This is a genomic window from Flavobacterium chilense (assembly GCF_001602525.1).
Lineage (GTDB): Bacteria > Bacteroidota > Bacteroidia > Flavobacteriales > Flavobacteriaceae > Flavobacterium > Flavobacterium chilense.
On sequence record NZ_LSYT01000003.1, the window covers coordinates 257156 to 269393 of the forward strand.

Genomic DNA, 12238 nt, shown 5'->3' on the forward strand with positions numbered 1-12238 from the left:
TTAAGTATCGTAAAAAAACCAATAACTTAAATCATGTATTTTAAACTTACCTATTTAAATCTAAAGAGAATTGTCTTTTTAGTACTAGCGTTACTCGCCATTCAAAATGGTTACAGTAAAACTAATTTTTTTGAAGCATCAAAAGTAAAAAATAAAATAGAAAAAGCTACTCTGGTTTCTATTTTTTCAAAATTGAGCGAACAAACAGACTATAAATTTAGTTACGGACAAGCTATTATTGCTGATAACACGGTTTATACTGTAAACAATACAAACGAATCGGTGGCGCTAATTTTGAATGATCTTTCTAAAAAAGCCAGTTTTAATTACAGCATTAATGGTAAATTAGTTTTAATTCAAAAAACAATTGCACCTAAAACAACCAGCCATAAAGCAGCTGATAAAATAAAAGTAAAAGGAAAAATTGTAGACGAAAACAGAGTGCCAATTCCGGGTGCTACAATCGTAGAAACCAGTTCTTCTAATTCAACAGTTTCTGATTTTGACGGTGTATTTGAAATTACGGTTGGAGAAGGAAAAACCATCGACGTTTCGTATGTAGGATACAAAACCAAAACAGTGAACGTTCAAAATGGTTTCATGACAATTCAGTTAGAACCCAATACAGCTGAGCTGAATGAGGTTTTGGTAGTAGGTTATGGTAAACAATCTAAAAAAGATGTTACCGGAGCAGTTACCCAACTTGAAGCAGCAAATTTTAAACAAGGCGTTACCATTTCTCCTGATAATTTATTACAGGGAAAAGTAGCCGGAGTTCGTGTAGTTAGTACAAGTGGAGAACCGGGAGCTGGTGTAAATGTTACGATTCGTGGAGTTGGATCGATCAGAAGCGGAAGTACACCTTTATTTGTTGTTGATGGTATGCCACTGGCAAATGATGATGTAAGCCCTTCAGGATCAAATGTTGGTTTTGGAGCATCGGCAGCCAAAAATCCTTTAAACTTTTTGAACAGCAGTGATATCGAATCGATTACAGTTTTAAAAGATGCATCAGCATCTGCTATTTACGGAGCGAGAGGATCTAACGGAGTTGTTCTGATTACCACTAAAAAAGGTTCTAAAGGTGAAGGAACATTAACGTTTGACTCTTATATGGGAGTTTCGAATGTTGCTCATAAATTAGACGTTTTAAATGCAGATCAGTATAGAAAAGCTATCAAAGATAAATCATTTGACCATGGTGGAAACACAGATTGGCAGGATGTAATTTTTAGATCTGCGATTACTAAAAACAATGCTTTGTCTTTTGCAAAGCAAACAGAATCAGGTAATTATTTTGCATCTATTGCACAAATGGATCAGGAAGGTATTATTCGTAACAGTAATTTCAAACGTATTTCAGGCAGAATTAATGCTTCTGAATCATTTTTAGACAACAAACGTTTAAAATTAAAAGTGAATCTTACTGCGAGCCAGACTACAGATGATGGTGTCCCTACTAGTGACGATGGTGGTTCTAATGGACAATTGGTGATACATACCTTGATGGCTAATCCAACAAGATCCGTTTTTGATGCCAACGGAAACTACACCAACTTTAATATGAATGCGCATTATAACCCTGCTTATTTGCTAAGCATTTATGAAGATAAAACGAATACGCTGAGAGTTTTAGGAAATCTGGAGACTTCTTTCAGAATCGTTAACGGATTAGAATATAAATTAAACATTGGTATAGATCGTTCAACATCTGAAAGAAATACTACTATTTATCCAAACATTACAGATATCAGCAAAATAGGTAAATATGTTCAGAATAATCTGGATTCAAAAAACTCATTAATCGAGCATTATTTAACATACAATACCTCATTTGGTAAACATAAAATTGAAGCTTTAGGTGGTTTCTCTTATCAAAAATTCGAAAGATCTGGTACAAGTTTTAGTATTGAAGGAATTACGGAAAAAGGGGTTGGTGTAAAACCGGAAATCAATCCTGGATTTAAAGGGATACTGCCTGTACTTTCTGGATATGCCCAGGAAAACGAATTGCAGTCTTATTTTGGAAGATTGAACTATACCTTCAATGAAAAATACCTTTTAACAGCTTCGATGAGAGCTGACGGTTCAACTCGTTTTGGTGATAATAATAAATACGGTTATTTTCCTTCATTTGCTTTAGGATGGAATATTTTTAAAGAAAGTTTCCTAGAGGATGTATCCGCTATAAATAACTTAAAGTTAAGAGCAAGCTGGGGACAAACAGGAAATCAGGAAGTTGAAAATAAAATTACAAAAGCAAGTTACTCTTTATCTGGTGCTGACGGGTATTATTTATATGATGATTTAAATTTAGTAAATGGAGTTTCTGTAGTTAGAACACCAAATCCTAATTTAAAATGGGAAGTGGTAACACAATACAACTTAGGTTTAGATTTTAATTTATGGAAAGATAAATTTTACGGAACTCTTGATTATTTTAACAAAACCACTACAGATGCAATCTTAAACGTTTCTTCACCACCATTAAGCCCAACGCCAACAGTTTGGACAAACCTTAGTAATCAGGGTAAAATCGTGAATAAAGGTTTTGAATTTATGTTAGGTTCAAAATTAATTGACACTAAAGATTTTAGCTGGAATATTGATGTAAACGGAGCAACATTAAACAATAAAATTAAAGACTTACCAATTTCAGAAATTTTAACAGGAACTATTTCAGGTCCGGGACAATCTGGTGTAAATGCTAATATTTACAAAAGTGGATATGCAGCAGGTTCATTCTATTTATTGCAGCATATAGGTTTTGATGATAAAGGAGGAAACATCTTTAAAGATCAAAATGGTGATGGTAAAATTGATAACAGCGACAGAGTTATTATCGAAGGGGCCTTACCAACTTTTTACTACGGATTTAATAGTGATATGAGATATAAAAACTTTAGTTTCTCATTTTCAATTATTGGACAAGCGGGAGGTTATTTATTGAATAATACAGGATTAAACGCCTTAAATATCAACAACCTGGCTTCTGACAGAAACGTTGCTACAAATTATTATGAGTCCGGGGCAAACCCGACAAACTCACCAATTTTGTCAACTCTTTTCTTAGAGAAGTCTGACTTTATCCGATTAAATACAGCACGTATTGGTTATAATTTCGACTTAAAAGGACTGAACTGGTTAAACGGATTAACCCTTTATATAACAGGAAACAACCTGATTACAATAACGAATTATTCAGGATTTGACCCATTAATTAACAGCCCTAAACCAAACGGAGGAAACCAATCTATTGGTATTGATTACGCTGCTTACCCAACTTCAAGAACGTTCAGTTTTGGAGCAACTTTAAAATTATAAATCATGAAGACAAAGACATTTTTAAGCATAAAAATTTTAACAATATTCTCTTTTATTTTTCTCTTAAACAGTTGTACTGATTTAAATGAAGTTCTTTTAGATGAACAACCATCAAATAGTACTTCAAATCCGGCAGGTTCGCTTGCTGCAGCATATGACAGGCTTGGAGACGGAACTTTTACAGATCACGGAGCCGTTTTTGCCATGCAGGAATATACTACTGACGAAGCTATTTTACCAACTCGCGGAAGTGACTGGGGAGATGGTGGTAAATGGAGAGATATGCATGAATTCACATGGAGTTCTACTAATGCTATTATAGTTTCGAACTGGGATTTATTAACAAACGGAATTACACGTTCTTTGACTGCAGTTAAATCAGCACAGGAAAATACTTTTCCTGAAAAGACATTATTTTTAGCAGAAGCAAAAGGACTTTTAGCGTATTACACTTACACAACATTAGATTTATATGGACAGGCACCTTACAGAGATCCGTTGAATGTAAGTGCACCTTTGCAGGTTTTAAAAGCAGATACTCAAATTGACCAATTAATTAAAGATGTTGAAGCTTTAATTCCGGATTTGGCTGATATTGGAACACAGAGAACCCACCACGGCAGATTTACGAAACAAGCGGCTTATGCTTTTTTAGCGAATATGTATTTAAATCGTGCAGTTTTTAAAGATCGCAACAATGCGTCATCAAATTTCAATTTTAATGAAGCAGCAGTAAGTGGTGGCGGAACAGATATGGATCGTGTTATTTATTATACATCTTTATTAATCGATTCAGGAAAATTTAGTTTAGAAAGTGACTTTTTCAAAAACTTTGCAAGAGATAATGAAAATGGTAAAGAGCTTATTTTTGCGATTTCTCAAAAAATAGATTACATCCGTAACGGTTCTAACAGTTTTGCTTATGTGTGTATGGAACGTAATCAGAGAACATCTGCGGCAAACAGAGGAACAAACGCAGCTTGTACAACTCCTGAATTCTACGCAACATGGGATGGTAATCATGACGATCCACGATTTGAACAACATTATCAATATGCTGATGGTACATGGTTTATGAATGATGGTACAGATGTAAGTGTACCTGCAACAGACCTCGTTCCTAAAAGCAGTCCGGGTTTACCTTGGTTTCATTTTAACAGAGGAATTCAGGCGGGTCTTCAATATGGTCCAATATTATTGCCATCAGGATCTCTGGAAATGCTGGGGAACCGCATCAAAGTTTCTCCATTGTATATGGAAAAAAGCACGACTACAAGAATGAATTTTACACCATCATTGACATTTGCAGATCCTACCAAATCTGTTTTTGCTCAAAATGAAATTAATCAGGGAGCTCGTGTATTTAAATATGAGTTTGACCCAGAAGGAGGAAACGGTAACAGTAATGTTGATATTCCGTTATTCCGTTTAGGAGGAATTTATGCTATGAGAGCCGAGGCATATTTCAGAAAAGGAAGTGCTGGTCTGGCAATGGATGATTTAAACAAACTGCGTACAAGCAGAAAAAGAGAGTCTTTATTTGGAAATGCTCCCGGAAAAGCACTTACTTCTTTAGATGCACAGCAATTGTATAAAGAATTAGGTTTTGAGTTGTATTGGGAATTACAAAGAAGACCTCAAAGTATTCGTTTTGGAAAATTTGACTTACCTGGAACAGCAAAAGCTGCTACACAACCATACAGAAGAACATTTCCAATTCCTCAAACCGTTATTGATCAGAAAGTGATGCAACAAAATCAAGGTTACAATTAAAAAGTTTTGTGTTAGTTTATTTTTTTTTTACAAAGAGCCCGTTTCGCAAGAAACGGGCTTTTGTTGTTATAGACAATTCGGTAGACACAAAGTATTGCGTTTCTACAGAAAAACCTTAACGACTGGGAACCTCAGAGCCTCAAAACCTTCAAATATTGGTTTCAAATTAGAATTTGCAACCATTAAAACACTGGATGTGAGACACTTTTATTTTTATTTTGGATAATTTTGGAAAATGTAAAATCAAAGCTATATGTAGCAATTTGAAAAATATTGTAAATAAAAATTTACAATATAAAATCATTTAACTGCTATAGTAAAGTTTAAACCCTTTAAAAAAATCAAATTATGAAAAAGATTCATTTATTATTCATTGTTTTTTTCTTCTCGCTGGCAATGTCAGCTCAAAGTTCAGGAGCATTTTTATTAAATCTGTATGGAGGTTATACATTTTCTGATAAAGTAGATTTTGATAACTCATACGCCCGTGTAGAAGATGGTTTTGAGTATGGTGCAGGTTTAGAATATTTTATAATGGAAAATAGTTCTATTGAGTTAAAATATAACAGACTTGATACAAAGATGCCTTTATACACAAAGGTTTTTACACCTAATGGTAATCTTGCTCCGGGAACTCAGCTCAATGCAGGAAATGATAAAGGAGCCATAAACTATATATTGGCTGATTATACCTATTATTTTATGGATAGTTCACAGCAAGTCCGACCTTTTTTAGGCGCTGGTGCCGGTGCTTCAATTCTTGAAACACCTAATAGTGGTAGTGGAACTTATTTTGCCTGGGAAATTAAAGGAGGTGTAAAAATTAAAACCAGTTCACCATTATCAATAAACCTACATGCATATTTACAATCTATGTCGGCGGCTGTTGGATATGATTATTATTGGGATTACTATTGGGGACCTATAGCAGTTACTGATTATGCAACAACGTTTCAGTTTGGACTTGGAGCTTCTTTAAGTTACGATTTTAGTAAATAAAGAACTTTCGATAAAGACTTCAATTATTGATAAAATAGAGATCAAAAGCGAAAATGCATTCATTTGTGTTTTCGCTTTTTTGAATATTGGTAATTGTTTCATCCTGAAAAGTTTATATGATTTAGACTTACTTCCATAATTAATTTACAAAACACCTAAAATAATCTTTTGGCTAAAACTTATTTTGATACAGTAATGGCTTTTAGTAGCTGTTTTTGTTTTTGATTTATGATATTTTTGTTTGATAATGAGGTTGTTGTATTTTATTAATGATTCGCTAGGTTCACGAGCGGGACGCTCGCGCCAGGAGAGGGCAGGTATTAATGTTATTCATATGGTTAAATAAATATTATAGAATGTCATACTCACAGGATAATTTTAAAGAATGGATCTTTTATATCGATAATAAAATGGATTCTTTTACAACAGAATTTGCCAACAAAAATAATTTAAAATTGGATTATAGTATTCAATCATTAAATGAGTTAGAAAATTGGATTATCTCTAACTTTAAAGATAGGTTTGAATTACAAAACAATTCCCAGTTATTAGATTTGTTTACTATATACATAGGGGAAACTTTTAGAAAACATATAGAAGGAAAGTGGTATATGGACTTAGAAAATAAAGACAATGTCTATTATCACATGCCTGTGTTAACAAGTCCTGACTATAAAGGAGAAAAATATATTGCCCCTCTAACTTTTGCAACTGCATGTATAATGAGAAAACGAGGAAACTATATAAGTTCTATTCTAAAAAATTGTTTGCAAGACATGGGCACCCAGATAGCGTAGATTTGCAATCTGTGCCAGCAAAGTAATTCCCCACTTCTCCGCTCCCGCACGAATCCTTTCGTGTGGCGCAAAGTATGTCAAGATCTATTTTTTAAAAGTTTTAAATATTAAAATGAGTAGAAATTATAAATTTCATAATGCTGAGGGTATAGTTGGAATGTACCACACGAAAGGATTCGTGCGGTAGCGGGGGAATCAATCAAGATTGAATCTAAAAGTATAAATATTTATTCAACTAATTTATAATATCAATATAAACTCATGGCAGATTTATCTAAAATAACAGATTTTAAAACAGAGTTGATTAATTGTTTATTAGCATATTTGGCTCCTATTGGATATAAGTATAATAAGTCTAAGGAGATGTTTAGCATGTCTGAGGAGGAGTATAATTATAAAATTTTTGTCTATACAAACAAGAGAAGCCGAACCATTGCAGTTGAAACAAAAGGATATATTTCTTTTAATAAATTGGATAAGAAATTTAAAAACAATTCAATTACAAATTTAGACATTGGGCTGTGTGGTGGAGGTGGGAAAGCAATATGTGAAAAATATTTTAAGCAAAAATATTGGAATGAATATCCTGAAATGCAGTTTTATTTTGAAGGGGTTGATAAGATTGACAAAATAATAGATGCCTGGAAGTCGGATTTCGAACAATATTATGTGCCTTTTTTTAACGAATGCAAAAGCCCCTTCCAAATTAATGAGATTGTAAACGGAAATATCGAAGAAGTTGGACTTTGCCATACTTTTAAAGCGAAAGTTATGTACAGCCTTGATATTGCAAAAATGGCTAGTGTAAGTAATTCTGATTTATTGAAATTAGTATCTCAATATGAAAACTATTTAAAAAATAAATTTGATGATGGTGGTCGACTTTTAAATGCCTTTTTAGCTAATAAAGAACTATTCTTCAAATAGAGAGACTTGCATTGGTCCCCCCGCTACCGCACGATTCCTTTCGTGTGGCGCAAAGTATGTCAAGCTCTAGTTTTTAAAAATTAAAAATATTAAAATGACTAGAAATTATAAATTTCATAATGCTGAGGGTATAGTTGAAACGTACCACACGAAAGGATTAGTTCGGTAGCGGGGAAAGTGCAAATCCCGTCCCGATAGTGTAGATTTGCAATCCGTAAAGTATATTGACAAAATGAGAGAGAAAAAATAAAAGACATACCTATGAAAATCAAGTTTTTAATTTTGCTTTTAATCATTTGTAGTTGTGAAACTAAATCAAAAAAAAGCATACCTGACAATTCTAAAACAGAAAAACCTGTTAAAGAGAAAATTGGAATAGAAGATCAAAAGTTTTTTGTTGGAGATATTGATAATGATAAAGTCAGCGACACTGCCTTTGTATATTATAAATGGAATGATGAAACAAATGAAATTGAGTGTGGAGAGAAAATTTGTAATATAGATATTGAATTTAAAAGAAATATTCCAAAAATAAGTATTGAACAACGTTTAGTAGGCGTTTGGGTCATGAAAACCGAAGATATCAATCATGACAACGCAAATGAAATTTTAATTTTTTCCAGAACAAATGAAGGCTGGTGGAAAAACATTTCGGTTTGTTCTTTTCAAAAAGGAACCTGGAATGAAATTGCAAAAACAAATGCATTCATATCTGATGACAAAGATTTTGTAAACCATATAATTAAAGAAAAAGGGAAATACTATTTGATAGGACAAGACAAGTGGAACGAAGATGAAAATGGAAATTTCAAAATAATTAAAATTAAATTATAAAAACTCAAAGCCATGAAACCTTAATACAGATTGGTAAGCAACACTTAAGAAACAAATAATATGAAAAAATTCGCAGTAATTTTTACCTTAATAATCTTGACAAATTATTCATTTGGACAAGATAAGCTAATAAAAGATATAGATTTTGATGGTAAAGAGGATACTGTTTTTATTGACATTTCAAAATCGACAATTGTTTGTAAATTATCGACATTGAATTATAAAGCTATATCAAGCAGACCAATTGAAATCTTAAATGAAATGTCTGGAATTGTAGAATCAAAAAATGGATTTATATTCTTCAATGACTGGATGCGTTCAGGCTATAAAAATCAATTTAGATATAATTCCAAAACAAAAAAAATACAATTAATTGGAATGAGCTTCTATTATTTTGGAAATGTTGTAAATGACGGAAGCGGAGAATCGAGTATAAACCTACTGACGGATGATTATATTGGAAATTGGAACTATTATGATGAAAGGAAAGAGAAATTAATCAAAATACCAACCATTAAGACAAAAATGAAAATCAAAAGCACCAGTTTAGAAGATTTCTCGGAGGAAACCTATTTTGGCTATAATGAAAAGTGTACTGAATTATACTATAAACACAAGAAAATCAAAATGAATAAAAAATAATTTCCGTTAACAAAGGTTTTTACATCATTCAGTTTGAAGGGCGAAATGCAATGGTAGTTTTTCAATTAAAATTAAAATATTTACCTCTTTGTCCCTTTAAACCTCAGCTCCGCTCCCGCACGAATCCTTTCGTGTGGCGCAAAGTATGTCAAGCTCTAGTTTTTAAAAGTTTAAAATATTAAAATGAGTAGAAATTATAAATTTCATAGTGTTGAGGGTATAGTTGGAACGTACCACACGAAAGGATTCGTGCGGTAGCGGGGATTCGCTAAGTTCACGAATGAGGTAAACGAATTTCAATTTTTGGCACATTCTCAAGTGACCATAACCTATCAGAAACACTATGGCAAATGATTTAAATAAATTAGCAAAAACATTAAAGGAATTTCAGCAAGTTATACAAAGACCGGAAAGCCAGACTATATTATCTTTTGAAACAAGAGACCCTTCCTTTCCACTCAAAAAAATTGAAAATCACGATCTGTCACCCGAACTCACTTACTTATATTCTAATTACGAGACAGGTATTATAATGCCTACAAATATTCATATACAGTGGTATAATAAACTTTTCCCAATGGACTACACTATTGACAAAGGAAATACATTTCATCATTACACGCCCTGGAAGAGAGGAAAAGTTATCATTGCCACAACAGACGGCACAAAAAAGATTTTAGCAGATCCTACACAAAATGGCACCCCTGTATATGTAACAATTGGTAAAGAGAACGAAGAAGATGAAGTTCACGAACTTATCGCACCTACTTTAGAAATTTTTTTTCGGTTATTAACAGAGCTGTCAAAATGTGATAGCGATAATTTTAGTAAGTCACCAAAACCGGGCATAAATACCACAAATTGGGCAACTTACAGAGATGATATTGTATACTCTGATTTTTTAAACAGAGCTAAAACCATCATTAGCACAAAAAACGTAGAAGCCCTTGCCTGTTTCTTAAAAACTTAAAACTTGCTATGCAAAAAAAAACGATCGTGCGGATTTGCAAACCCCAATAGCGCAGATATATTTACACAAAGTTAGTGAGATTTTAAATCTGCGCTAACGGGCGGGTATTTGCGAGAGTAAAATGGGGTAAATGGTTTCTTTTTGCCTCTTTGTCCCTTTAAACCTCAGCACCTAAAAAAAGTTAAGAAATTGATAAAGAGCACTAAAAGTAAGGCAGTTGGATTTTATTTGATTAAATTTACTATAGTAATTTATAAATAAAATCTTATGAAAGCAGTACGTTTTTTTGGTAACAAAGATGTTAGGGTTGTAAATGACTTAGAAAAGCCCTCTCCAAAAGGAGATGAAGTATTATTAAAGATTGGCGGAGCAGGAGTGTGTCATTCTGATTTGCATATCATAGACGAAGGAATAGTATCCGGAGTTACTTTTACATTAGGACACGAAAATGCAGGATGGATAGAAGAAATAGGAGAGGATGTAAAAGGGTTTAAAAAAGGAGATGCTGTTTTGGTTTACGGACCCTGGGGTTGCGGACATTGCAAACCTTGCCAGCATTCGAATGAAAATTATTGTGATCATCAGTCTGAAATGGCTTTTGGTGGCGGACTAGGATTAAACGGCGGTATGGCAGATTATATGCTCGTTCCTTCTTCCCGCTTGCTGGTTCACATTCACGACTTAGATCCTGTTATTGCAGCTCCTTTAACAGATGCAGCCTTAACCCCGTACTCAGCAATTAAACGTTCTTTGCCTAAATTAATGCCTGATGAATATGTAGTCGTAATTGGAGTGGGCGGATTGGGTCATGTCGCCCTACAGATTTTATCAGAAATGTGCGGATCGACAATTATTGCCTGCGATATAACTCCTGAAAGACTTGAATTTGCAAAGAAATTAGGAGCTGCTTACGCAATTAATTCTACAGATAAAGATGCTGCAGAACAAATAAAAAAAATTACAGGAATCAAAAAAGCCAAAGTAGTACTTGATTTTGTAGGCGCCTCTTCTACCATTGATTTAGGAACAAAAGTGATCGGTTTAGATGGTGACTTAACGATTGTAGGCCTTGGCGGAGGAAAATATGAATACAACATGAACGGTTTGCCATTTGGAGTAAGTATGACCAATCCGTATTGGGGTTCCAGAACCGAGTTGATGGAAGTAATTGGATTGGCAATACAAAAGAAAATTCATATTGAAATCGAAAAATACAATTTAGACCAGGCAGTCGAAGTCTATGACAAACTACGACACGGACAAATAAAAGGAAGAGCAGTATTAATTCCATAATACAAAAAGCATAAGCAGATTGAAATTTATTTCGACCTGCTTTTTTTATAAAATGTATCTAAACTTTTATCCTTAAAAATACCCTTTTAAAACCTCAAATTCTTTTATACATAATGTAGTGATTCTATAAAAACAGAATGAGATCATATAAGGTTTCAGTTGTATTGTATAACTAAATTTGAAGGTGATTTATAGAACAGAAGCATAAATAATGAATAAAATAACTCAAAAAAATAAACTAAAATGATACATCAAATTGATACAACAGACAATATTGTAGCTTTTAGAGCATTGGCAGAAGTCTCTAAAGATGATTTTTTAAAAGTAGTAGTTCCAAGTGTAGAACATTTGGTAAAACAAATCAACGAAATCAATTTTTTATTGGTTTTAGACACAGACATAGAAAATTTTACTGCCGGAGCCTGGCTTGAAGATGCCTTACTGGGATTAAAGCATCTTGGCAAATGGAACAGGGCTGCGATCATCACAGATTCTGATGATATAATTACGTTTACCAACGGATTTAGTTTTGTAGTGCCTGGAGAATTTAAAGGATTCAAAAAAGTAGATTTTAATAAGGCTTTAAACTGGGTAGAAGGAAATATTCAGATTAAATAGCTTCATAATCTAATACCTTTAAAAACTTAAAAGTAAGCAGATAAACCATTTTAATTAAAAA

At 33.2% G+C, this 12238-nt stretch carries 10 protein-coding genes; all 10 read left to right on the forward strand.

Annotated features, from left to right (window positions below; all coding sequences use genetic code 11):
* Positions 1–33: 33 nt before the first annotated feature.
* The 10 genes from A4F88_RS10385 (at position 34) to A4F88_RS10430 (ending at position 12177) form a co-directional block, all read left to right on the forward strand.
* Positions 34–3324 (forward strand): SusC/RagA family TonB-linked outer membrane protein, encoded by a 3291-nt coding sequence (locus tag A4F88_RS10385; protein WP_068842543.1) that lies wholly within the window; start codon positions 34–36, stop codon positions 3322–3324.
* Positions 3325–3327: 3 nt separating this feature from the next.
* The gene (locus A4F88_RS10390) at positions 3328–5097 is read left to right on the forward strand and encodes a RagB/SusD family nutrient uptake outer membrane protein (protein ID WP_068842544.1); all 1770 of its coding nucleotides are present in this window, start codon (positions 3328–3330) and stop codon (positions 5095–5097) included.
* 348 nt (positions 5098–5445) lie between these two features.
* Complete coding sequence (locus A4F88_RS10395) at positions 5446–6096, forward strand: porin family protein (protein WP_068842545.1); 651 nt, start codon at positions 5446–5448, stop codon at positions 6094–6096.
* A gap of 356 nt (positions 6097–6452) precedes the next feature.
* Positions 6453–6893: a hypothetical protein gene (locus tag A4F88_RS10400; protein WP_068842659.1), complete on the forward strand. Its 441-nt coding sequence runs from the start codon at positions 6453–6455 to the stop codon at positions 6891–6893.
* A 261-nt stretch (positions 6894–7154) separates the two neighbouring features.
* Positions 7155–7820, forward strand: a complete 666-nt coding sequence (locus A4F88_RS10405; RefSeq protein ID WP_068842546.1) for a hypothetical protein — start codon at positions 7155–7157, stop codon at positions 7818–7820.
* 261 nt (positions 7821–8081) lie between these two features.
* Complete coding sequence (locus tag A4F88_RS10410) at positions 8082–8654, forward strand: hypothetical protein (RefSeq protein WP_068842547.1); 573 nt, start codon at positions 8082–8084, stop codon at positions 8652–8654.
* A 60-nt stretch (positions 8655–8714) separates the two neighbouring features.
* Positions 8715–9296: a hypothetical protein gene (locus A4F88_RS10415; RefSeq protein ID WP_068842548.1), complete on the forward strand. Its 582-nt coding sequence runs from the start codon at positions 8715–8717 to the stop codon at positions 9294–9296.
* Between the two features lie 343 nt (positions 9297–9639).
* Positions 9640–10266, forward strand: coding sequence for a hypothetical protein (locus A4F88_RS10420; RefSeq protein ID WP_068842549.1), 627 nt, complete (start codon positions 9640–9642; stop codon positions 10264–10266).
* Positions 10267–10533: 267 nt separating this feature from the next.
* Positions 10534–11559, forward strand: a complete 1026-nt coding sequence (locus A4F88_RS10425) for an NAD(P)-dependent alcohol dehydrogenase (RefSeq protein ID WP_068842550.1) — start codon at positions 10534–10536, stop codon at positions 11557–11559.
* A 243-nt stretch (positions 11560–11802) separates the two neighbouring features.
* Entirely contained in the window at positions 11803–12177 is a 375-nt protein-coding gene (locus A4F88_RS10430; RefSeq protein WP_068842551.1) for a SpoIIAA family protein, read from the forward strand.
* The last annotated feature ends 61 nt before the right edge of the window (positions 12178–12238 follow it).

Coding starts and splice junctions, on each gene's coding strand:
- A4F88_RS10385 (WP_068842543.1), top strand. CDS start 34: ATGTATTTTAAACTTACCTATTTAAATCTAAAGAGAATTGTCTTTTTA.
- A4F88_RS10390 (WP_068842544.1), top strand. CDS start 3,328: ATGAAGACAAAGACATTTTTAAGCATAAAAATTTTAACAATATTCTCT.
- A4F88_RS10430 (WP_068842551.1), top strand. CDS start 11,803: ATGATACATCAAATTGATACAACAGACAATATTGTAGCTTTTAGAGCA.
- A4F88_RS10410 (WP_068842547.1), top strand. CDS start 8,082: ATGAAAATCAAGTTTTTAATTTTGCTTTTAATCATTTGTAGTTGTGAA.
- A4F88_RS10415 (WP_068842548.1), top strand. CDS start 8,715: ATGAAAAAATTCGCAGTAATTTTTACCTTAATAATCTTGACAAATTAT.
- A4F88_RS10420 (WP_068842549.1), top strand. CDS start 9,640: ATGGCAAATGATTTAAATAAATTAGCAAAAACATTAAAGGAATTTCAG.
- A4F88_RS10395 (WP_068842545.1), top strand. CDS start 5,446: ATGAAAAAGATTCATTTATTATTCATTGTTTTTTTCTTCTCGCTGGCA.
- A4F88_RS10400 (WP_068842659.1), top strand. CDS start 6,453: ATGTCATACTCACAGGATAATTTTAAAGAATGGATCTTTTATATCGAT.
- A4F88_RS10425 (WP_068842550.1), top strand. CDS start 10,534: ATGAAAGCAGTACGTTTTTTTGGTAACAAAGATGTTAGGGTTGTAAAT.
- A4F88_RS10405 (WP_068842546.1), top strand. CDS start 7,155: ATGGCAGATTTATCTAAAATAACAGATTTTAAAACAGAGTTGATTAAT.